This is a genomic window from Brevundimonas sp. KH_058 (assembly GCF_057838505.1).
Map to the genome: position 1 here is coordinate 1,182,865 of NZ_CM174469.1, position 21,758 is coordinate 1,204,622.

At 62.9% G+C, this 21,758-nt stretch carries 18 protein-coding genes; 9 read left to right on the forward strand and 9 right to left on the reverse strand.

What is annotated here, in order from left to right; all coding sequences use genetic code 11:
• Window positions 1-98: 98 nt before the first annotated feature.
• The 3 genes from AC3ISA_RS05665 to AC3ISA_RS05675 all read right to left on the reverse strand — a co-directional run bounded on the left by AC3ISA_RS05665 (window position 99) and on the right by AC3ISA_RS05675 (window position 5,289).
• Window positions 99-3,122: a type I restriction endonuclease subunit R gene (locus AC3ISA_RS05665; RefSeq protein ID WP_489179693.1), complete on the reverse strand. Its 3,024-nt coding sequence runs from the start codon at window positions 3,120-3,122 to the stop codon at window positions 99-101.
• 271 nt (window positions 3,123-3,393) lie between these two features.
• Window positions 3,394-4,986, reverse strand: coding sequence for a type IV secretory system conjugative DNA transfer family protein (locus AC3ISA_RS05670; protein ID WP_425985664.1), 1,593 nt, complete (start codon window positions 4,984-4,986; stop codon window positions 3,394-3,396).
• Window positions 4,987-4,998: 12 nt separating this feature from the next.
• Window positions 4,999-5,289 (reverse strand): mobilization protein, encoded by a 291-nt coding sequence (locus tag AC3ISA_RS05675; RefSeq protein WP_425985662.1) that lies wholly within the window; start codon window positions 5,287-5,289, stop codon window positions 4,999-5,001.
• A 427-nt stretch (window positions 5,290-5,716) separates the two neighbouring features.
• Between AC3ISA_RS05675 and traA the strand changes: the two genes are divergently transcribed.
• The 6 genes from traA to AC3ISA_RS05705 all read left to right on the forward strand — a co-directional run bounded on the left by traA (window position 5,717) and on the right by AC3ISA_RS05705 (window position 13,675).
• On the forward strand, window positions 5,717-8,707 hold the full coding sequence (gene traA / locus AC3ISA_RS05680; protein ID WP_425985660.1) for a Ti-type conjugative transfer relaxase TraA: 2,991 nt from the start codon (window positions 5,717-5,719) through the stop codon (window positions 8,705-8,707).
• Window positions 8,708-8,725: 18 nt separating this feature from the next.
• The gene (locus AC3ISA_RS05685; protein ID WP_425985658.1) at window positions 8,726-9,451 is read left to right on the forward strand and encodes a DUF6118 family protein; all 726 of its coding nucleotides are present in this window, start codon (window positions 8,726-8,728) and stop codon (window positions 9,449-9,451) included.
• A gap of 307 nt (window positions 9,452-9,758) precedes the next feature.
• Complete coding sequence (locus AC3ISA_RS05690) at window positions 9,759-10,406, forward strand: trimeric intracellular cation channel family protein (protein ID WP_372693556.1); 648 nt, start codon at window positions 9,759-9,761, stop codon at window positions 10,404-10,406.
• A 301-nt stretch (window positions 10,407-10,707) separates the two neighbouring features.
• Window positions 10,708-11,190 (forward strand): GreA/GreB family elongation factor, encoded by a 483-nt coding sequence (locus AC3ISA_RS05695; RefSeq protein ID WP_489179694.1) that lies wholly within the window; start codon window positions 10,708-10,710, stop codon window positions 11,188-11,190.
• On the forward strand, window positions 11,171-11,758 hold the full coding sequence (locus AC3ISA_RS05700; RefSeq protein WP_372693558.1) for a hypothetical protein: 588 nt from the start codon (window positions 11,171-11,173) through the stop codon (window positions 11,756-11,758). The genes AC3ISA_RS05695 and AC3ISA_RS05700 overlap by 20 nt, the downstream gene beginning before the upstream one ends.
• Before the next feature lie 318 nt (window positions 11,759-12,076).
• Window positions 12,077-13,675: an FMN-binding glutamate synthase family protein gene (locus AC3ISA_RS05705; RefSeq protein ID WP_489179695.1), complete on the forward strand. Its 1,599-nt coding sequence runs from the start codon at window positions 12,077-12,079 to the stop codon at window positions 13,673-13,675.
• Between the two features lie 115 nt (window positions 13,676-13,790).
• On the opposite strand, the gene AC3ISA_RS05710 is transcribed toward AC3ISA_RS05705, so the two are convergent.
• The gene (locus tag AC3ISA_RS05710; RefSeq protein ID WP_372693560.1) at window positions 13,791-14,021 is read right to left on the reverse strand and encodes an SDR family NAD(P)-dependent oxidoreductase; all 231 of its coding nucleotides are present in this window, start codon (window positions 14,019-14,021) and stop codon (window positions 13,791-13,793) included.
• Window positions 14,022-14,088: 67 nt separating this feature from the next.
• On the opposite strand from AC3ISA_RS05710, the gene AC3ISA_RS05715 reads away from it, so the two are divergent.
• From AC3ISA_RS05715 to AC3ISA_RS05725, 3 genes are read left to right on the forward strand one after another with little or no spacing between them, the layout of a single operon-like run.
• A complete protein-coding gene (locus AC3ISA_RS05715) occupies window positions 14,089-14,274 on the forward strand; it encodes a hypothetical protein (RefSeq protein ID WP_372693561.1) in 186 nt (61 codons plus the stop codon).
• Window positions 14,275-14,322: 48 nt separating this feature from the next.
• Window positions 14,323-14,451, forward strand: coding sequence for a hypothetical protein (locus AC3ISA_RS05720; protein WP_372693562.1), 129 nt, complete (start codon window positions 14,323-14,325; stop codon window positions 14,449-14,451).
• Window positions 14,452-14,511: 60 nt separating this feature from the next.
• A complete protein-coding gene (locus AC3ISA_RS05725; RefSeq protein ID WP_372693563.1) occupies window positions 14,512-14,778 on the forward strand; it encodes a hypothetical protein in 267 nt (88 codons plus the stop codon).
• Window positions 14,779-14,911: 133 nt separating this feature from the next.
• On the opposite strand, the gene AC3ISA_RS05730 is transcribed toward AC3ISA_RS05725, so the two are convergent.
• The 5 genes from AC3ISA_RS05730 to AC3ISA_RS05750 form a co-directional block, all read right to left on the reverse strand.
• Complete coding sequence (locus tag AC3ISA_RS05730; RefSeq protein WP_489179696.1) at window positions 14,912-15,202, reverse strand: GFA family protein; 291 nt, start codon at window positions 15,200-15,202, stop codon at window positions 14,912-14,914.
• 216 nt (window positions 15,203-15,418) lie between these two features.
• Window positions 15,419-16,558 carry a hybrid sensor histidine kinase/response regulator gene (locus AC3ISA_RS05735; protein ID WP_489179697.1) on the reverse strand — a complete coding sequence of 380 codons (1,140 nt, stop codon included), beginning with the start codon at window positions 16,556-16,558 and terminating at the stop codon, window positions 15,419-15,421.
• Window positions 16,555-17,103, reverse strand: a complete 549-nt coding sequence (locus AC3ISA_RS05740; RefSeq protein WP_372693566.1) for a chemotaxis protein CheB — start codon at window positions 17,101-17,103, stop codon at window positions 16,555-16,557. Before AC3ISA_RS05740 ends, AC3ISA_RS05735 begins: the two co-directional genes overlap by 4 nt.
• Window positions 17,104-17,123: 20 nt before the next feature.
• Window positions 17,124-17,948, reverse strand: coding sequence for a CheR family methyltransferase (locus AC3ISA_RS05745; protein WP_372693567.1), 825 nt, complete (start codon window positions 17,946-17,948; stop codon window positions 17,124-17,126).
• A 9-nt stretch (window positions 17,949-17,957) separates the two neighbouring features.
• The gene (locus AC3ISA_RS05750; RefSeq protein WP_489179698.1) at window positions 17,958-21,314 is read right to left on the reverse strand and encodes a response regulator; all 3,357 of its coding nucleotides are present in this window, start codon (window positions 21,312-21,314) and stop codon (window positions 17,958-17,960) included.
• Window positions 21,315-21,758: the final 444 nt, after the last annotated feature.

A 21,758-nucleotide genomic window follows, 5' to 3' on the forward strand; every position in this document is an offset into this window, starting at 1 on the left:
GGGACTCCTTCCAGCCGTCTGCGTTCTCGAACTCCGGAAAGCGCAACTTGGGGGCCAGTGTGGCCCCACGGTTCCTGGGCCGGTGTGCCGGTCCCCCCTCACTGGTCATAGGCGCTTAGCCCCGAAATCTCGCGGCCGTCGGCGCGTTTGTGCAAAAGCGGCATCAGATCGGCCATCAGGTCCAGTTCCGTCACCCGCCGCGCTTTCCAGTTAAGGCCGAGCGGTTCCATCAGGTCGGTAAGCGCATCGCCGTCAAAGATCATGCGCTGCAGGATAGCGTCGACAAAGACCTGAAGGTCATGCGGGACGATTCCATGGCGGGCTGCGATTGCGACCAGTTCCGCCGCATTCTTTTCGGCCTTGAACCGGGAATAGCCTTCGCGGATGGTCGTCTCACTTAGACCTTCGCCCGCTTTCAGGGTGGCGATATAGGCCGCGATATCCTCCCGCTCATCCATGAACTTGGCGTCGGACTGGATAAGGCCGATCAGTTCCTCGCGGGTCATCTTCTGCTTGCCGGGGGTGGCTTCGGAATAGCGGGTGATGAGTCCCATTATATAATCGTAGTCGATAACGGCGGAGGCAAAGAGGACAAACTCGAAGTCCAGCTGGTCCACCTCTTGGGTTGGTTTGCCGTCCCCTCCGCCCTGTTGGGCTCGAAGCCGCTGGGCGGTTTCCAGATAGGCGCCACGAAAGCCCAGCAGGTTTTCGCGCGGCAAGATTTTTTCGATGGTCTCGGCGTTCTCAGGCGTCAGATCGGTGTATTGGTCGAGCTGGGTTTTGAGGCGCTGAACCTCCTTGAAATGCTCGACGAAGGCCGCGCGCGCCGCGTCTCCCTTGAGGTTGGGTACGGCGTCGGGAGCGCTGTTGAGCTTCTGCGACGCCATGAAGGCGTCTAGCTTGCCCACTGCGGCTTCCAGCTTCTGTATGACCACCGGGGCCTTGTCGACCAGCCAGATTTCGCGCGCCTTCTCACCGGCGGCCTCGCCGGAGAAGAGCGCAATGGCGGCGTCAACAGCCGATTGCTGCTGACGAAAGTCCAGGATGTTTCCGTAGGGCTTTGTCGCATTCAACACGCGGTTGGTGCGCGAAAAAGCCTGGATCAGGCCGTGATGCTTTAGGTTCTTGTCGACGTAGAGCGTGTTCAAGAATTTAGAATCGAAACCCGTTAGCAGCATGTCCACGACAATGGTGATGTCTATTTTGTGGTGCGGGAAGTTAGGATAGGCCTTCTTGAGGTCGGCTTCGGGCCACTGTTGGTCCTTGATGCGTTTCTGCACATCCTGATAATAGGCGTCGAATTCGCTGATCTTGTGATTGGTGCCGTAGCGTACGTTGTAATCCGAGAGGATGGCTTTTAGCGCCTCCTTCTTTTTCTCCGGCTCGACAGCGTTGTCTTCCTTCTCAGTTGGAAGATCCTCCTGAATCTGCTTCACGTCAGGATTACCCTCCGCAGGCGGAGAGAATACGCACGCGATGTTCAGAGGCTCAAAGTCGGGATCCGTGATCTGCCTCTCGGCCTGCATGGTCTCGAACAGCGCATGATATTCAATGGCGTCATTGATCGACGACGTCGCGAGCAAAGCATTGAACCGCCGATGACCCGTGGCGGCGTCGTGCTTGGACAAGATGGCTTCGATGACCGCTCGTTTCGCTAACGGCTCGCCCGGTTTTGGAACCGTTTTGCCTTGCGCCTTAAAATAGTCGACGTGGAAACGAAGGACGTTTCCGTCCTCGATCGCGTGGGTGATGGTGTAGGTGTGAAGGCGCTTCTGGAAGAGATCTTCCGTCGTTTTCATGCTGCCTTGGGCGTCTTCGATTTTCTGTTGGGCGGCATTCTGGTCGAAGATTGGCGTGCCGGTGAACCCGAAGAGTTGGGCGCGCGGGAAGAAATCCTTGATTGCCTTATGGTTTTCGCCAAACTGCGACCGATGGCACTCGTCAAAAATAAAAGCGATGCGCTTGTCACGGAGCGGTGCCAGCTGCTCTTTGAAACTCGTCCTGCCAGCTGCCTTCTGCTGCTTGTTGCGCTTGCTGTTCTCGTCCAGCGCGAGGCCCAACTTTTGGATAGTGCAGACGATGACCTTGTCGGCGTAATCATCTGACAAGAGGCGTCGAACCAGGGATGCGGTGTTGGTGTTTTCCTCGACGCAGCCTTCCTGAAACCGGTTGAACTCCTCGCGCGTCTGCCGATCGAGGTCCTTGCGGTCCACAACGAAGAGACACTTTTGGATGTCAGGGTTGTCCTTTAAAAGTGTCGAGGCCTTGAAGGAGGTCAGCGTCTTCCCGCTGCCCGTTGTGTGCCAAACGTAGCCGTTTCCGCAGTCTTGGGCGATGGAGTCAACGATCGCCTTGACCGCATATACCTGGTACGGTCGCATCATCAGAAGCTTCTGCTCGCTGGCGACGAGAACCATGTAGCGGGAGATGGCTTGGCCTAGAGTGCACTTTGCGAGAAAGCTCTCCGCGAAGCTATCGAGATGAAGGACCTTCTTGTTGTCCACGTCGGCGAACTCGTAGACCGGCAGAAACCGCTCGTCGGCATTGAACGCGAAATGCCGTGCATTGTTATTCGCGAAATAGAAGGTGTGGTGCCGGTTGCTGACCACAAAAATCTGCAGAAAGCACATGATAGTGTTTGAGTAGCCGTTGCCCGCATCGTTCTTGTATTCAACGATCTGCTCCATCGCGCGGCGAGGGCTTATACCCAGCGTTTTCAGCTCGATTTGAACGACCGGAACGCCATTGATCAGCAATATCACATCGTAGCGATGATGGCTGTTCTGGGTGTTCATTCTGAGCTGACTGACGACCTCAAACGAGTTTTTGCACCAGTCCCGAATGTTGACGAGCGTGTAGTTGAGCGGTGTTCCATCATCGCGTGTGAAGTGATTGCGCTCACGTAGGGTCCGCGCAGCCGTGAAGACATCCGACGTCACGATCTCGTCGAGAAGCCGCTGAAACTCGCTGTCTGTCAGCGCGACTTGATTCAACGCTTCGAACTTCTCCCGGAAGTTCGCCTCAAGTGCGGCTCGATCACGGATATCTGCCCGCAACTCATATTTCAGGTCGCGCAGTTTGGCGAGAAACGTCTCTTCGAGATGCCGTTCCGACGTGTTCATCGACATTGAGAGGGCTGACGTTCCTGAGCTAAAAGAGGCCCCTGCCTAGCCGACGATGGAGAGGAACGCGAGCCCCGGCAAAGCCGAGACGGCCGCCAGACACGTGGCGACCTCGTGTCTGCTATCGGGCGGCGTTCTGATGTCCGCGCTTGGCGAACAGGAGACATCGCTAAATAGGCCCCTAGAGCTGGATAGCGTCGAAGGGTTCTGCTCCAAGGAGATGCTAGGCGGCTACTAACTCATTGCCTACGGAACGCTGACGCCTTTCCGTCTAGTCGATAATAGCAACGAACTCCGGATCAGAAAAATATCGCACCTTTAGTGCGGCGACCGGCGCCTGGCCCTGACGCAGCAGGATCTCCAAACTGGAATCCAGCCGCATCACTTCGTCGGCCGTGAGCAGTTCGCGCTTCACGAGATGGTCTGTCGTGGAGGTGTTGGTGGATGTCTGCGAGAACATCATCGGCCCCGGCGACTGCGATTCTCCGCTGCTCGCCGTTCGGTATGCGACGGTCCCCGAGCCCATCGACCGGGAAACCCAGCTCGCGGTCTCGACATCACCGACGTTGAAGATTTGGATCAGCCCGGCGTTCGACAGAAACGTCCCCGCGCGTTCTCCGTAGACGCTCCTCAGCTGGTGCAGATCTTGGAGGATCGGCCAGAGTTGCAGGCCATAACCCGCCATCAGACCGAAGGCCTGTTCCAGCGGCTCCAACCGTCCCAAGGCTGCGAACTCATCCAGCAGAAGAAGGACCGGCCCGTCCGGTCGCTCTGTGGATTTGGCCAGTGCGCCGATGGCTTGGGCCACGAGCAGGCGCAGCCAGCGCGCATGCGTGCTCAGCCGCTCGGGCGGCAGGACCAAAAACACCGTGCAGACCTCAGCCTTCAAATCCTCGAACCGGAAATCCGAATGCCTCAAGACCGCCGACATCCGTTGGCTGTCCAGGAAGTGTGTGTGGCGCTGGGCCGACGACAGCACCCCCGCCGCCTCCCGACCGCTTTTACTCAGATGACGATTGGCTGCCCGCGCGACGAGGCCACCGGCGCCCTTAGATTTCTGCATTACCGCCAGCATCTTGTCGAAGGCCTCGGGGGCGCTGGTGAGCATGTCGCGCACGGTGACAAGGTTGCGGGCGCCAGCGTGTTCGGAACAGACGACATGGAGGATGACGCCGGCGATCAGCGCCTTGGCCTCTTCGTTCCAGTGCGCCTCGCCGGTCTGGCCCGGCGGATCGTAAACCAGTGCGTCCGCAAGCAGGGCGGCGTCCTCGGCCAGCTCCAGACTGTCCGGATCGAGAGAGTCCAACGGATTGAAGGCGGCGGAATGCATACCCGACACACCGAACGGGTCCAGCACCTCAACCGGCCCGAAGCCGAGCCGCGCCCGCACGGTGAGCCGCGCATTCTCACCCTTGGGGTCGATGCAGAGGATCGATCGGTTGACGGTCAGCAGATTGGGAATGATGGCGCCGACGCCCTTGCCAGACCGGGTAGGCGCGATAGTGATCAGATGCTGCTCGCCATCGTAGCGCAGAAGCTGGCCGCCCCGCCGGTTCTCCCGCCCGACGATCAACCCGTCCGCCCCGCCCAGCGACGCCCGGACCTCCCGCTCGCTCGCCCATCGGGCCGAGCCATGCACGTCGCCAGTGTCTTCGAGTCCCGCGCCCGGCGCCCGTCGTTTTAGCCAGGCGATGAGGGCTCCCGCCGATCCGGCCGCGAGCAAAAGCCAGTTCTGCTCAGTCTCATTGGTGTGCCGGATCAGGATGAACGGGATGATGAAGACCAGACCGATGATGGTGCCCATCAGGTAGCCACTGATCAGGGTGATGATCAGCCCGACGAGTCCGAAGAGCCGGCGCAGCACCTCAGCGCCCGATCAGGTCTTGTCGGGCAGCGGCACCGCGCCACTCTCGCCGATCAGATCGGAGAACAGGGCGGCGTCGTCGTCGCGGGTGATAAAGCCGGGGAGCTCGCGCCGCAGCCAGTGGGGAAGATGCTCTTTGGAGAAGGCGTCCTGCCCCTTCTCCAGCCGGTGCAGGACCAAGGCGCCGAGCAGGATCTTGCGGCGCGTATCTCTGGCCCGCTCCTGTTTGCCGAGCTTGGTCTGTAGCGATTTTCGCTGGGCCTCCAGTTGAGCCAGCCGCTCGGCGATTGACCGCCTCGCCATCGTTTCCTCCGTGTCGCCACTCCGTTGCAGAAACCCAAGGTAGCACAAGAGCACCGAGCCGTCATCGTTTCCAGCGAGGCACCCCGGCGTACCGTCCAGCAACGTTCCAGCAACACCCCGGTCTTCCCCGCGTCATTGCGGCGGATTGCAAGCCTCGCCATGCTCACCCAAAGCTGGCGAACCGATTCGCTTGGCGGCTGTCCACCCGTTGCTGAATGGCGGCTTAGATTTCCTACATCGCTTGTTCACAAGCGCGCCTCACCGAGCCTATCGAGCGAAGTGAAGATTGGCGAAGGGCGCACTTACGAGTTGCTGTGCAACTCAGGGCTTGATATTTTCCCATCGACGGACCCGGGCGACGGCGTGGCTTTGCGTTTCCTCGGCCCGCCAGTCTGGCCGCCCTCACGGCGGTTCCCTGGAGGTCGCCATGGCGATCTATCATCTGGCGATGAAGCCGATCAGCCGTTCGAGCGGGCGCAGCGCCGTCGCCGCAGCGGCCTATCGCGCCTCGCAGAAGCTGACCAACGAACGCGACGGCCAGACCCACGACTTTACGGCCCGTCGCGGCGTGGAGCACACCGAGATCGTATTGCCGGACGGCGTGGACGTCGCGTGGGCGCAGGACCGTTCGACCCTGTGGAATGCGGCGGAGTTCGCGGAAAACCGCAAGGACGCCCGGGTGGCCCGCGAAGTCGAGGTCGCCCTGCCGCATGAACTGACGCCCGAGCAGCGGCTCGCGCTGACAAGGGAGTTCGCTCAAGGGCTGGCCGATCGCTACGGGGTGGCAGTGGATTTTGCGATCCACAGTCCGCACGGCGACACCGACGTGCGCAACCACCACGCCCACATTCTGCTGACCACCCGCAAGGTCGAACGCGAGGGCCTCGGTGAGAAGTCCGAGATGGAGCTGGAGAACAAGCGGCTGATCGCGCTCGGCCTGCCGACCTCGCACGATCAGCTGCGCGATTTGCGTCTGGATTGGGAGGATCGGGCCAACCGCCATCTGGCGTTGGCGGGTCACGACCTGCGCATCGATCATCGCTCTCATCAGGCCTGTGGTCTGGAGATCGAACCGACCCAGCATATGGGCGTCCACGCCACCCAGATGGACCGGCGCGGCAAGTCCGTGGCGCGCGCCCGTCAGGACGCTGAACAGGAGCAGCGCAACGCCCGACTGATCCGCGAGAAACCCGAGCAGGCGCTGACCCTGGTCACGAACGAGAAGAGCGTGTTCGACCGCACCGATGTGGCCAGGGTAATTCACCGCTACGTCGATGATCCCGACGCTTTCCAGCGGGCCTTCGCCAGAGCCATGGCGTCGCCCGCCCTGGTCGAACTGCGCCCCGAGCAAAGGGATGAGTTCGGCCGGACTTTGAAGCCGGCGAGCTACTCCACCACGGAGATGATCGCCGTCGAACAGTCGATGGCCGACAGCGCCGACCGGATGGCGGACAGCCGGACATTCGGCGTCGGCCGACAGCACACCGAGCGCGCCCTCGTCGAGCGGCCCTTCCTGTCCGGGGAGCAGAGCCAGGCGGTCAGACACCTCACCGGTCCCGAACGGATCGGGGCCGTGGTCGGCATGGCGGGCGCCGGCAAGAGCACCATGCTCAGCGCCGCGCGTCAGGCGTGGGAGGCCGACGGCTACCGGGTGATGGGCGCGGCGCTGGCGGGCAAGGCGGCTGAAGGGCTGGAGGAGTCCTCGGGGATCGCCTCGCGGACGCTCGCGAGCTGGGAACGGAGTTGGGAGCGCGGTCGCGACACCCTCGGGCCTCGCAGCGTGCTGGTGATCGACGAGGCGGGGATGGTGGGGAGCCGCCAGCTCTCGCGCGTGTTGAAAGAGGCCGACCGGTCCGGTGCCAAGGTGGTGCTGGTGGGCGATCCCGAGCAGCTCCAGCCGATCGGTCCCGGCGCGGCGTTCCGTGCGGTGGCTGAACGCGTTGGCTTTGTGGAGCTGGGGGAGATCCGTCGCCAGCGCGAGAACTGGCAGCGCGACGCCTCCGTGAACCTCGCGCGGCACCGCACCCATGAGGGTCTGACCGCCTATGCCGAGCGCGGTGCGGTCCGTTTCGAGGCCGACACGGGCGCGGCGCATCAGGCGATCGTCGCCGACGTGATCGCCGACATGGTCGCCCGGCCGGACGGCTCGCGGCTGGTGCTGGCGCACCGCCGTCTGGACGTGGCGGAACTGAACGACGCGATCCGGGCCGCGCGGCAGGACCGGGGCGAGCTTCGCGGCGAGCACCTCTACCAAACGACCGAGGGCGAACGGGCCTTCGCCACCGGGGACCGGATCCTGTTCAGGGAGAACAATCGCGACCTCGGGGTGAAGAACGGCATGTTGGGCACAGTGGAACGGGCCGAGGCCGGTCGGCTGGAGGTGCGGTTGGACAGCGCCAAAAAGCCCGGCCAGGGCCGCGCGGTCTCGGTGTCTATGGCGGACTACGCCGCCGTGGATCACGGCTACGCCACCACCATCCACAAGGCTCAGGGCGCGACGGTGGATCGAACCTATGTGCTGGCGTCCGCCACGATGGACCGGCACCTGACCTATGTGGCCATGACCCGCCACCGGGAGGCAGTGACGCTCTATGCCAACCGGAATGAGTTCAAGGATCTGGACGCTTTGTCGGCGCGGCTTTCGCGGACGGGGCTCAAGGAAACCACGCTGGACTATGCCGCACGGCGCGGCCTCGAAGCGCCGACCCGCGCCACGGGTCACGACGCCGAATCTCGCAAACGGGGCCTGTTCGACGGGTTGACCCTGAACAAGCGCGCGGCACCGCCGCAGTTCAGCCGCGTGGAAGGCTTGTCGTCGTCCGGGCCGGGGCGAACGGCTCCCGTTCTCGCGCAGACGTTGGAGGTTTCGGTGGAGCGCTTTGCGCGGGCCATGGACGATACCGAGCGGATGCGCGCCCAGAAGCTGCCCGTGCTTGAATATCAGAAGCGCGAACTGCGCGAGGCCGGGGCGGTGCTGGATCAGACGAGGCCGGGGGCGACGCGCGACCTGCATAACGCCTTGCGTCATGAGCCCTCAACCTGGCTCGCCATGCGGGATCTTCGCGGGTCTGAACGCGGTGCCGAGCTGGCGGGCGCCATCCGCCGCGAAGCGCGGGTCCGGCATGATCCGATGTTGAAGGCCGACCGGTTGGTGAAGGATTGGAAGCGGCTGGAAACGCAGCATGACCGGCTGGACGGGTGGCGGCACAGAGGCGAACGCCAACGCGTGGAAGCGCGCATGAAGGCGATGGCGGGCACGCTGAAGCGCGATCCGCAGCTGGCATCACTGGTGCGGTCGCGGGCGCAGGACTTGGGAATGGGCCAGAGTTCGACCCTCGGTCGGGTGATCTCGGCGCGTAGCGTGCAGCAGGCGACCCAGCAGATCAGGCGGGACTTGTATCGGGGCCTGTCGTTGTAACGAAGTCAGGAGGCGAGGATGGCGGAGGATCAGGCGGGCGACCCGGCCCAGGCGTTCGAGGACCTGCGGGCCGAGGTCTCGGTGCTGCGCCGCGCGATCGAGGGCCTTCCAGCGGCGATCCGGGAGAACCGGCCGCCTGACTACAGTCAGGATCTCGCGATACTCGGCAAGGGTCTCGACGAGATCGGTCAGTCGTTGGAGACGGTGCTGACCTCGCCTGCGCTTAACCTCACGCCTGAGCAGCAGGGCCAAGGTATCGCGAGGGCGGGTTCGGCGCTGGTGCGGGAGGCGGCGCAGAGGCTGGACCGCGCCGCGCAGGAGGCGGAGCGCGAGCGGTCACGGCTCTCCGGCCTCATCGGTCAGGCCTGGGCGAAGGATATGCAAGCCCGGTTGCTGGGCTGGATCGGGGGCTTGGCGTTCGCGGTCGGGCTGTTGCTTTCGCCGATCCTCGCCGGCGTCTTGCCGTTCGAGCTGAACACACGAGTGGCGACTCTGGTGATGCGGGAGGATCGCTGGACGGCCGGCGGAGCGTTAATGCGGGCGGCGAACCCGATGGGCTGGGCTCGGATCGTCGCGGACGCCCGGCTTGCCGACGAGAACCGGGACGCCCTTGAGGCGTGCCGGGCGGCGGCGATCGATAGCGGGAAGGTGCAGCGGTGCACGGTGACGGTGGCGCCGCCGAAGGATTCGGTAGCAGACCGCTATCAGAGTAGCAGCCTAGTGCTGCCACCCGTAATCTCTTAGGGGCTTGGCAGAAGTCTGCTTCGGGCATTGATAAACATGACTGACATCGACCCGATGCGGCCATTCCGGGGAGTCGGTCTGGAGGTCCGTGACTGACTCAACGCGGCGATTGGACGTCTGCTTTGGAGCACTGCCCAAGGACCGTGGTTTCGGTTGGCGGCGACTGGCGAGATCGACCTTCCGGCCACAGCGCGTTTCGCCCATCAGCCGAAGAGCGGACAAGGTTCTGTCCGCTATGAGATCGGTAAGTCAGGCGATCTATAAGGTCGATGGTGCTAGTCCATTAGTGCTCCAAGGATTTACCATCGTGATCCAGACCCACGGGACCGACGAATTTCTGCGCGCTCTCGTGCTGGTCCTGGATCTCTGCGGCACATTCGCCTTCGCCCTCAGCGGCGCTATGGCGGGCGTGCGTCGGCGGCTCGACCTGTTTGGCGTGCTAGTGCTGTCCTTCGCGGCCGCCACCTTCGGCGGCATAGCCCGGGACGTGCTGATTGGCGCGTCGCCGCCCGCGGCCCTGCAGGACTGGCGGTATCTGGCGGTGTCCCTGAGTGCCGGAACTATCGTATTTTTCTGGTCGTCCGTGATCGAGAAGCTGCGGAATCCCGTCCGCATGCTCGATGCCATGGGCCTCGCGCTGTTCGCCGTCGCCGGCACGGAGAAGGCCCTCTTCTTTGGCTTGAGTCCGGCGATGGCTGCCCTGCTAGGAATGCTGACGGGCATCGGGGGAGGGGTCGCACGCGATGTCCTCTTAGCGGAAATTCCGGCGGTGCTTCGGTCGGACCTGTATGCGGTGGCCGCGCTGGCCGGCGCGGCGATCGTGGCCGGGGGCAGTCTGCTACATCTGCCCGTGCTCGTCACGGCGCTGGCCGGCGGCCTTGCGTGTTTCGGTCTGCGGGTGGTGGCGATTCGGCGGGGGTGGAGACTGCCGATCGCGGGTGCCGGAAGCGGCTAGATCGCTTTTTGGCCGAATGCCGGTTCGGATCCCGGAAGAAAGACTTACGAGGCCGGCCCAAAGTTGACAGTCAGGGTCTCGGGAGCGCACAGTCCCCGTAATGTGGAAACGCGCCGTACATAAGCGGGATACGCTTCACGCAGGACGCTTCGTCGGAGGCGTCTAGCCCCAAACTCGTATTGAGCGAACGCTCAGGGTTTGGGGATTGTTTCCTTGCACGCGATTTACAGTATAAGCCGCCTCGATAACGCCGATGACGTGCTGTCGTGCGTGCGAAACCTTGCTTTCATTTAATCAACCCATGCGCCGTTTGGTGCGGCTCAGTCGCGCCCTGTTCCGGTCGCAGGCGACAAGGACGTTCGTCATGACAAAAACCCTTTCAAAGGCGATCAGAAAGCCTCGGCTTCTGATCACCACCCAAGACCACGCAATCCTCGCCTCAATGATCGGCAGCGCGCCGTCCTCGGCAGCGGCCCTGTTGCTCGAGGAGGAGCTCGACCGGGCCGTGATGGTGGACGAGACCTCGGACACGCGACCCTTCTGCCGGATCGGCAGCTGGATCACCTACGAGGATCACAGCAGCGGCCAAATTTGGGAAATCCGGCTGGTTCTGCCGGCGGACGCCGATATCGACAAGCGATGGGTTTCAGTCTTCAGCCTCGTCGGCGCCGCGCTCCTCGGCTTGGCTGTCGAGGCTGAATTCGGCTGGGTCGACGACAGAGGCCGGCCGCACCGGTTAAAGGTTCTGGACGTGGTGAGTTCTCATGACGCGCATGTCTTCTAGCGACGCGACGTTGCTGCAAGCCGCCGCATCGGAAGCGATAAGCGCCGCGTGGTGGGATCGTCTCGATCTAGAGGCCCGCCGTCCCGGCGAGGCCAATACGGACCTGATCCTCGGCAAGGCGGCCGAGCTCGCCTTCTCGCCCATTGCCCGCGACCAGCTGATGTCCCTCGCGCTGGTGACGGGCGTGCGAGACACTGGCGGCACTAAGGTGTTGGTCGAAACGTCCGTGCCTTCTGCAGAGCGGGCGGTGATTGCAGAGCGCGTTCTCAGACAGGGGCCCCACAAGGCCTCGGAGACTGACGCATTGGTGGCCGAGATCGAGGAGCGCAACACGCGGGATCTGGACCATGACGCCCGTTTCGACCTCCTGCCGCAGCGTATCCGGCAGGACGCAGCGCTCCAGGAGTTACTGTGGGATCACCCCGCCATTCCTGCCCGCGACGACGTCCGGCTGGCAATGCTCTGCTCGATCCCAAAGCTTTTCGAACGCGTCGAGACACTATCCGGCGGCTTGCCCTGGCGGCTTGTCACCCCCTGGCTCAATCGCATTACTGGTAGAGGCGCGTGATGAGGCAACGACACAACATCGTAGGTTCTGAGGTCGGGCGTCCTAGGCCGCCTTTCTACACACGCAGCAATCTGAGACTTCAGGTCATGAAGCCTCACAAGAGGAGGCGCTGGATCATCCTTTCATTGGCCGGCGCTGGCTGTCTTGGGCTGATCTTCGTGGCGGTTGGCTGACTTTCAGCACCGCCGGACGGCCGCAGGTTTAGGATTCCTTGCGGCTGTTAGAATGGGCTTTCTGAACGCCTCCAAAAGTCCATCCGTGTGGACGTCATTTTTGCCCGGTCAACGATACGTCTCTGGACCGGGTTGGGAGTTTCTCGTGTCACTCATTCGATTTGCCCCTCTTGCGGCGAGTCTCGTTGCATTGCTTTTGGTCATCCCATCGCTTCCTGCCTATTGGGCGTGGCTGGTGTTCGCCCTGTCGGGGACCCTGTCTGCGCTGGGAGTGTATGATCTGGGCCAGCCGGCGCACTCGGTTCGACGGAACTACCCGGTTGTCGGTCGTCTTCGCTGGCTCTTCGAGGATATCCGCCCTGGCATCAGGCAATATCTATTCGAAGACGAGCACGAGGAGACGCCGTTCTCCCGTAGCCAGCGCTCGCTGGTGTACGCGCGCGCCAAAAATGAGGTCAGCGACCGTCCTTTCGGCACGCTTCTGGATGTGTACGAGAACGGCTACGAGTTCATCGCGCACTCGACAAGGCCGGTTCCCGCAGCCGATCCCGGCGCTTTCAGGATTTTGATAGGTGGCAAGGACTGTCGGCAGCCTTACTCTGCTTCAATCTTCAACATCTCTGCGATGAGCTTTGGCGCGCTGAGCGCCAACGCGATTCGAGCGCTGAACAAGGGCGCCAAGCTTGGTGGTTTCGCCCACGACACGGGGGAAGGCTCAATCAGCCCTTATCACCGCGAGCATGGCGGCGACCTCATTTGGGAGATTGGAAGCGGCTACTTCGGATGCCGCGACGATCAGGGCAGGTTCAATCCCCGTCGCTTTGCCGAGCAAGCGGTGAATCCACAGGTTCGAATGATCGAATTGAAAATCAGCCAAGGTGCGAAGCCCGGGAAAGGCGGAATCTTGCCTGGGCAAAAGGTCACCCCCGAAATCGCTCTTACACGCGGCATTCCGGTCGGCCGCGATTGCATATCCCCGCCTGGGCACTCGGCCTTCAGCACCCCTCTCGAACTGATCCATTTTATCGCTCAGCTGCGTGCGCTGTCCGACGGAAAGCCGGTTGGGTTCAAGCTGTGTGTGGGTCAGCCTTGGGAGTTTATGGGCATTGTGAAGGCGATGCTCGAAACAAACATCTTGCCTGATTACATCGTCGTCGATGGCGCTGAGGGCGGCACGGGCGCCGCGCCTCTCGAATTTGCAGACCACCTGGGCATGCCCCTTCGTGAGAGCCTGCTCTTTGTTCACAACACCCTCGTGGGTGCGGGCTTGCGGGACCAGATTAAGGTAGGCGCCGCCGGCAAAATCGTCAGCGCTTTCGACATCGCGACGGTGATGGCGCTTGGCGCGGATTGGACCAATGCGGGACGCGGTTTTATGTTCGCCATCGGCTGCATCCAGTCTCTCTCATGCCATACGAACCAGTGCCCCACCGGCGTCGCCACGCAGGACCCCATGCGTCAGAGAGCGCTCGTGGTAAGCGACAAGGCCGAGCGCGTGCACAACTTCCATCGGAACACGCTGCTGACCTTGTCTGAGATGATCGCTGCAGCGGGCCTGGACCATCCGAGCAGGCTTGGTCCCCACCATCTCGTACGTCGTGTCAGCCTGACGGAGATCAGACTGTTCTCGCAGCTGCATATTTTCCTCGAGAAGGGCGAGTTGTTGGGGGGCGACTGTGACCGGGACTTCTATGGCGCAGCATGGCGTCTCGCGACGGCGGAAAGCTTCGACATGGCGACCTAGCCCAATCAGCTGTCCTGCCGGCGATGCTTCGAAAGTTCGCCGAAACGCGGTCGATCGAAAATCAGCTCTCGGCGCGAAGGGGCTGCTCAGTGTGCTCAGGGTTAGAGCGTGAAGATCACACTGAACGTTGGAGCGCTGGGCGTAGACCCGTGGCCGCGACCGCCGCAGCGATGCTGTCAGGATCGGTGACGTCCAGAGGGAGCACCTGCAAATGCCCTGCGGCGGGCGGGGTGCTCGCGGTCGGGTCGCGCATGGTGGCGACGACGTTCCAGCCCTTGTCGAGAAACTCCAGCGCGGTCTCGCCGCCGAAGCCGGTCGAACAGCCGGTGATGAGGACAGTTTGCATGGGAAACTCCTTGCGGGGACGAAATGAGGCTTAAAAATGAAGCATCCTTCAGCTTTGGAATTCGCATTTGAACCGGCCCAACCCCACGCTGCTGCAGCCCCGCAAATCGCCGCAACAGGCCCGCTCCGCCGCCACGATCGAGGCGATCCGGCAGGCGACCATTCAGGTTTTTTTGCTGGCCGACGGCGCGGGGCGGCTGACGACCACGCGCGTCGCCGAGCGGGCAGGCGTTTCGGTTGGCACGACGTATTAGTACTACCCGCACAAGCAGGCCCTGCTGTTCGGGATCGTGGAGAGGCAGTTGCTTCTGATCGAAGAAACGATGTGCGCCGAGTCCGACCGCCTGATGGGGGCGGGCCTGAAGACCTTGGCGGAAGGATTGGCGGCGGCGTGGCTCGACGCCAAGATGGCGGACATGGTGTGGTCGTGAGCGATCTAGGGGATTGCCGCCGAGTTCGATCTTTCCGTCCCGATGGGGCGGGCGGCAAAAGTGCTGACGGAGATGTTCGACGCCTTGCTGGCCAGTGCGCCGGACGCCCGATTTTCGGATCGGGCGTCCGTGGCCTTCATGCTGGCGGCCTTGCTGGGCGGATCGGTGCGCATGGTGATGGAGGCCGATCCCTCCGATGGCAATCTGGAGCGGTTGCGTGTCTGCCGCGCGCTTGCCATGCCTATCTCGTCGCAGCCCGCATCTAGGGTCCACGCTGTCCTTGGGACCCTGTTTCGGCCGAATGTCAGGTTTGGAGCGGAGGACTAGTGACCGCTCCTGGCGCGTTGGCGACGTTACGTATGCCGCTCGCGAGGGTGTTGCGGTTTATCGAGAACGCACAGCCACGGTTCTCGACGGACTACCCACGATTCGTACTGAGGATCGAGCAACCCAGGCTCATCTAAACTCCCAAGGAAACTTCCACCTCATCGCCATTGAAGGCGATAACCCGGGACCCGCAGTCACCGCAGAACTGTCGATCGTACCCGGGCGAACTAAACCAGCTCCGCAGTTTACCAGAAACCTCGATGGCCTCGGCTTTGAAAACGACGAGAGGATTGAAAGCGGCGGCGTGAGCCTTTCGGCACGTCATGCAGTGACAGAGCCCTATCCGCAACGGTTCAGACCGAGCTCCGAAGCGGACCGCGCCGCAGGCGCATCCCCCAGAGAAGAGTATCGACGCTCCTAGCATGACAACTGCAACGCCGGGTCCGTTCGTTCGATCCGCAGCGGTTGGCGCGGCCCCCGAGCCGGCAATCGCGAGGCCAGCTTAACGGACGAATGCTGAAATTCTCCCAACGTCGGCTTTTGTCGCTCTGATGCCGTTGGCCGACTACCAATCACGGTATTGTCGAAATAAGGACTACTGTCAGTCCAACCCGGCTTCGATCGGCTGCAATACCCAGCTTCAGAATGACCGCAGCAGCCTCAGTGTGAAACAACTGCCCTGGTTCGTCCCGGCGCTGTGAACGGAGATGCTGCCTTTGTGCAACTCGACCAACTGTTTCACCAGCGAGAGACCGATCCCGAGCCCATCAGACGATCGGGCGTCTGGACCTGCAACCTGGGTGTAAAGGTCGAACACCTTGCTCTGCATTTCAGGGGATATCCCGACGCCGTCGTCGGTGACCGCGATCTCGACGAAGTCCGCCCCTACAGTGGCCACAAGTTCGATGCGGCCTCCGGGCGGCGTATATTTGGCGGCATTCGTCAGAAGATTGCTCACAACCTGTGAAAGCCGGGTGAAGTCGGCCATGACCCAGATCGGCTCATCAGGCAGATCGACGCTGAGCGTGTGGCGTCCGGCGTCGATCTTGGGCCGGCTGGTCTCGATGGCTGAATCGAGCACGGTCTGGAGCGAGACCCGTTCGAGCCGGAGGGTGATCTTGCCCTGGTCGATGCGCGAGATGTCGAGCAGGTCCTCGACCAACCGAGACAGGTGGAAGACCTGAGTGGCCATGCGTTCCCGGATCAGCCTGACCTTGACCGGGTCGACCTCGCGCTCGACCAGCTGCAGGCCTGCGCTCAGGGCCATCACCGGATTGCGAAGCTCGTGACCCAGCACAGCGAGGAACTGGTTCTTTCGTTGGTTAGTGGTCCTGAGGGCGGCGGCATGGGCTTCGAGTTCATCGCGCTGCGCGAGGATCTGCCGCCGCTGGCGGTAGAGATCGACGAAGACCTCCGCCTTGCTCCGCAGGACGTCGGCTTCGATCGGCTTCTGGATGAAATCCACAGCACCGGCTTCGTAACCTCTGAATCGCCGCTGTTGGTCGGAACTGCCGGCCGTGACGAAGATGATCGGCACATGATGTGTTCGGGTGTTGCCCCGCATGTATTCGGCCAGCTGGAAACCATCCATGCCCGGCATCTGGACGTCGAGCAGCGCCAGGGCCACGTCGTGGGAAAGCAGCAACTCGAGCGCTTCGTCGCCGGAGCGGGCTTTCAGGAACGTCAGGCCGTCGCGACGCAGCAGCGCCTCGAGCGCGAGCAGGTTTTCCTCCAGGTCATCGACCAGGAGCAGCGTCGCCGGAGCCTCGAAATATGTCATCGGGCAAGCTCCGCGAGGTAGTGAGCAATCTCTTCCAGACGCATCGTCGGCGCGCCAGGGCAGGCCTTCAGCGCCGCCTCGGGCATGGCCGAGGCATAGGCATGCTCGGGATCTTCTACAATGACGCGCCCTCCAGCGAAGCTTATCGCCTGAAGGCCCGCGGCGCCATCCTCGTTGGCGCCGGTGAGGATGACGCCGATCAGGTCCGCGCCGAAGGCGTCGGCGGCGCTTTCGAACAGTACATCGATGGACGGCCGGGAATAGTTCACGGCTTCATCCGACGACAGGGCGAGTGTCCGGTCCGCTTCCACAAGCAAATGATAGTCGGAAGGGGCGAGATAGGCCGTGCCTGTCCTGATCGTCTCCTTGTCCTCCGCTTCCTTGATCCGAATGCTGCACCGCGACTGCAGGAGCGGCACAAGGGCGTTATCGCGGTCGGGGGGAACATGCACCGCGACCAGCAGAGCGAACGGATAATCCTCGGGTAGGGCGGGCAGGATTTCGAGCAGCGCCTGCACCGCGCCGGCCGAGGCGCCGATCGCCACGGCTTTCGCTTTGCTCCCGCTCACGCTGCGAGCTTCCGATAGATTTTTTCGTCGCGGACGAACTCGGAGTAGGCGGACGCGTGCTTGGAGAAGCGAAGGCTTTCCTTGGAGCCCAGTCCGAGGAATCCGTTCCTCGGGAGCGAGCCGCAGAACAGGCCGATGGCGCGATCCTGGAGGGCGCGATCGAAATAGATCATCACATTGCGGCAGGAGATCAGCTGCATCTCGGCAAAGACCGCGTCCGTCACCAGACTGTGGTCCGAGAAGACCACGCGGCTCCTGAGGCTCTTGTCGAAGACGGCGCGACCGTAGTCAGCGGTATAATAATCGGAGAGTGACGACCGCCCGCCGGCCTTCTGATGGTTCTCAGTGAATTTGCGCAAGCGATCCATCGGATAGACGCCCGCCTCGGCCGCTTCCAGCGCGTCGGGGTTGATGTCGGTCGCGTAGAACAGAGTCCGGTCGTAGAGGCCTTCCTCCTTAAACAGGATGGCGAGGGAATAGACCTCTTCGCCGTGGCTGCAGCCCGCGATCCAGACCTTCAGCGACGGATAGGTGCGGAGGTGCGGCAGCACCTTCTCCCGCAGCGCTTTGAAATAGGTCGGATCCCGGAACATCTCGCTGACCTGCACCGTGAGATATCCGAGTAGCCGTGGGAGCATAGACGGGTCATGCAGGACTGCATCCTGTAACGCTGAGAGGGTGGCGAAGCCCATCTGGTCGCGCGCCTGCACCACGCGGCGCTTGATCGACGCTCGGGCGTAGTGCCGGAAATCATAGTGATAGCGTTGGTACAGCGCCTCCAGCAGCAGCTGGAGCTCAAGGTCTTCAAGGCGTTCGGGCACGGATCATCCTCAACGCGGCATCCAGACCCGAACCAGCGAGAGCAGCTTGTCCACGTCGATCGGCTTGGCCATGTAGTCGTTAGCGCCCGCCGCGAGGCAGCGTTCCTGATCGTCGGGCATGGCCTTGGCCGTCAGCATCAGGATCGGCAGATCCGACCAACGGGGATCGGCGCGCAGCGTCTGCGTCGCCGTCAAACCATCCATCACCGGCATCATCACGTCCATCAGCACCAGATCGATGGCGCGATCCGGGTGATCCGCCGAGGCCTGCAGCAGGTCGATCGCCTCTTGGCCGTTGCGGGCGATCTCGACCACGGCGCCACGCGGTTCCAGGACGTTCGTCAGCGAGTAGACGTTGCGGACGTCATCCTCGACGATGAGAATCCGACGGCCCTCGAGCAGGGCGTCGCGATTGCGCGCCTGGCGGATCATCTTCTGCTGCTCGGCGGGCAGTTCGGACACCACTTGGTGCAGGAAGAGCGAGACCTCGTCGAGCAGTCGCTCGGGAGACTTGGCGCCCTTGATGATGATCGAGTTCGAATAGCGCCGAAGCTGCTGTTCGTGGTCCGGCGTGAGGTCCTGGCCGGTGTAGACGATCACCGGAGGGAAGGCGTGCTCCTGATCCTGGCTGAGCGTCTCCAGCAAGGAGAAGCCGGACGCGTCGGGCAGCGTCAGGTCCAGCACCATGCAGTCGAAGGTTTGCTCGCGAAGGGCATTGAGACACTCCCCCGCCGTGCCGACGCCCACCGTCTCAACGTGGCCGGAGGAGAGGAGGGCCTGGACTGCTTCGCGCTGTACGTCGTCGTCCTCCACCACGAGAACCCTGCGCACCGTTCGTGCCAGGGTATTCTCCAGTCCGCCGAGCACCTCGGCGAGATCCTCATGCTTGACCGGCTTCATCGTATAGCCCAGCGCGCCCAGCGCCATGGCCGTGCGGCTGTGATCCTCGGCGGAGATGATGTGCACCGGGATATGACGCGTCTGGTCATCGCGCTTGAGGCTGTCGAGCACCGTCAGACCCGACTGGTCGGGGAGGCCGATGTCGAGAACAATCGCACTTGGCCGGTGCTGACGAGCGAGCTTCAGGGCTTCCTCTGCGGTGGTCGCGACCAGACACTGGAAGCCGAGCTCGCGCGAGAGGTCGCGGACGATGGTCGCGAACCGGTCATCGTCCTCGATCACCAGAAGCAATCGTCGCGCCTCGGCGATTTGCTCGCGATCATCCGTGATGGCGCGAAGGAGAGAGGGCGAGGCAGCGGCGCCCTTTCTCGTCGGCGTCGCCGGTCGCGGGCCGTTGATCGGCTTTGGCGCCCCGGGAATGCGGGGCGCGACCTGGCTGGCGTCATAGATCCGAGGCATGACGAGGGTGAAGGTGCTGCCCTCGCCGGGCCGGCTGTCCAGCATTATCGAGCCGCCCAGCAGGCGCGACAGTTCCCGTGAAATCGACAGGCCGAGACCTGTGCCGCCGTATTTGCGGCTTATGGTGCCGTCCGCCTGCTGGAACGCTTCGAAGATTCCGACCTGTTGGTCGGACGAAATGCCGATGCCCGTGTCTGTCACGGCGAAGGCGATGTCGTCGCCCGCCGGGGCGACGGACAGCCGCACCGAACCTTGTTCCGTGAACTTGAACGCATTCGACAGCAGGTTCTTGAGGATCTGCTCCAGCCGCTGCCGATCGGTCTCGACGATCTCGGGAAGGTCGTCGTCGAGGGTGATCGTGAAGTCGAGGCCGCGCTCGTCGGCGATCGGCTGGAAGAGATGGCGCAGATCGCTTGTCATGCGTTGCAGGGATACGCCCTCGGCTCGCATCTGCACATGGCCGGCCTCGATCTTGGACAGGTCGAGGATGTCGTTGATCAGGGTCAGCAGGTCGTCACCCGAGGACTGGATCGTGCGGGCGTAACGCACCTGTTCCTCGGTCAGATTTTCATCGGAGTTGTCGCCGAGCAGCTTGGACAGGATCAGAAGCGAGTTCAGCGGCGTGCGCAGCTCGTGAGACATGTTGGCCAGGAAGTCAGACTTGTACTGGCTGGCCCGCTCCAGATCCTGCGCCTTCTGGGTTAGGTCGGCGCCGGCGCGCTCCAGGTCGTCACGATGCGCCTCCAGGGTCTGGGCCTGCTCCTCCAGTTGGCTGTTGGTCTGCTCCAACTCGACCTGCTGCTGCTCAAGACGGACCTGTGACTCCTTCAGCGCGCGACCCTGTTCCTCCAGCTCCTCATTGGAGACGCGAAGTTCCTCGCTCTGGACCTGCAACTCCTCCGACTGACGCTGGGTCTCTTCCAGCGCATCCTGAAGTTCGGCCCGGTATCGTGCCGAGCGGAGGGCCACGCCGATCGAAGAAGAGGCGGCGTCCAACAGTTCGAGGACGAGCTCGCCGGGCGCCTGAAGGAAGCCCAGTTCGATGACGGCGTTGACCGCCTCGTCCACCCGCGCCGGCGTGATGACGAGATGGCGGGGGATGTCGCGGCCCAGGGCAGACCCGAGCGTCATATAGCCCTCGGGTACATCATTGAGCAGGAGGGCGCGCCCCTCGTCGGCCACTTGGCCGAGCAAGCCCTCCTTGAGCCCGAAGGCGACGGGAATCGGGGCGTCGGCCGGGACGCCGCGGGTGGCGGTGCGGCGGAAGCGCCCGGCCTCGCCCTTGAATAGAGCACCGGCGTGGGCCCCCGTATAGCGCGCCAGGAAAGCCAATACCCTTTCCGACAGCTCCTCGACCGTGTGGTCGCCGCTCAACGCCTCTGCCAAACCGACCTGACCGGACTGGAGCCATTCCTGCCGGGAGCGCGCCCGGGCGCTGTGCCGGATCAGAAGAAAGACGGCGATCGTGAGGGCGGCGCCCAGGGCCGCCGACAGCAGGCCGCTGACGACGGCGGTCCGATAGGCGGTCTCCATTTGGGTCAGCCAGTCTTGGCGCTGGCGCAGACCCTCCGTCCGGATCGCCGCGACCTGTTCGCGGATGGCCTCCATTTCCAGCTTGCCCCGATCGGTGGTGACGATGGCGAGCGCGGCCTCCCGGTCGCCGGCACGGCGAAGGACAATGGTCTGGCGAAGTTCCGCTGTTTTCGCGTCGATGTGGCGGCGGAGCAGCCCAATGTTGGCGGTCTGCCGAGGGTTGTCGTGCGTGAGTGCAACCAAACCTTCAATGCGCGAGTCGAGAGCGGCCACGGCGCGGTCGTAGGGCTGGAGATAGCGAGGGTCGCCAGTCAGCAGAAATCCTCTCTGGCCGGTTTCGGCATCCTGCACAGTCGACAGCAGCTCATCAGCGCCGACCAAGACCGAGTGCGTGTGAATCACTCGCGCGTTGTTCGACCGCAGTTGCTCAATGTTGCTGTAGGCGATCAGGCCGCTGATGACGAAGAACGCCAAGACGGTCGCCAATCCCACTGCGGCCCAGACTTCAATTCTCGAGCGCAGGGGCGAGGCGGCGGAGTTCGGAAGGGACATTCGCAGCTCGACAGTGAAGGACGCGCTCTGACTAGTTGCTCAAACCCGAATAGGAAAGGGCGAGCCGGTCGGCGCCCGCGGCAGCGGGTCGGTATCAGGCATGAGAGCGGCGAGCCCAATGTCCGAATGTAGGCGCTCTGCCAATGACCGCTTCTGGCGCATAGGCGACTTTGATCATGGTTCGAGCCCATGTCCGCAAACCACCCGTAGACGACAGAAGGGAGGTCTCCTTCCAGCGGCGTCTAACTAAGTCATGATCCTTCAAGTCCACGTTTTAGGCGCACTCCCGGCCCCGACTCGCTTGTCCCTTCCAGGAAGGTGACCCCAGCGGTTTCAAGAGCCAGCTGAACAGCTTCGACATTAGCG

Coding starts and splice junctions, on each gene's coding strand:
- AC3ISA_RS05665 (WP_489179693.1), bottom strand. CDS start 3,122: ATGAACACGTCGGAACGGCATCTCGAAGAGACGTTTCTCGCCAAACTG.
- AC3ISA_RS05675 (WP_425985662.1), bottom strand. CDS start 5,289: ATGGCGAGGCGGTCAATCGCCGAGCGGCTGGCTCAACTGGAGGCCCAG.
- traA (WP_425985660.1), top strand. CDS start 5,717: ATGGCGATCTATCATCTGGCGATGAAGCCGATCAGCCGTTCGAGCGGG.
- AC3ISA_RS05685 (WP_425985658.1), top strand. CDS start 8,726: ATGGCGGAGGATCAGGCGGGCGACCCGGCCCAGGCGTTCGAGGACCTG.
- AC3ISA_RS05695 (WP_489179694.1), top strand. CDS start 10,708: ATGCGCCGTTTGGTGCGGCTCAGTCGCGCCCTGTTCCGGTCGCAGGCG.
- AC3ISA_RS05700 (WP_372693558.1), top strand. CDS start 11,171: ATGACGCGCATGTCTTCTAGCGACGCGACGTTGCTGCAAGCCGCCGCA.
- AC3ISA_RS05710 (WP_372693560.1), bottom strand. CDS start 14,021: ATGCAAACTGTCCTCATCACCGGCTGTTCGACCGGCTTCGGCGGCGAG.
- AC3ISA_RS05730 (WP_489179696.1), bottom strand. CDS start 15,202: ATGCTAGGAGCGTCGATACTCTTCTCTGGGGGATGCGCCTGCGGCGCG.
- AC3ISA_RS05735 (WP_489179697.1), bottom strand. CDS start 16,558: ATGACATATTTCGAGGCTCCGGCGACGCTGCTCCTGGTCGATGACCTG.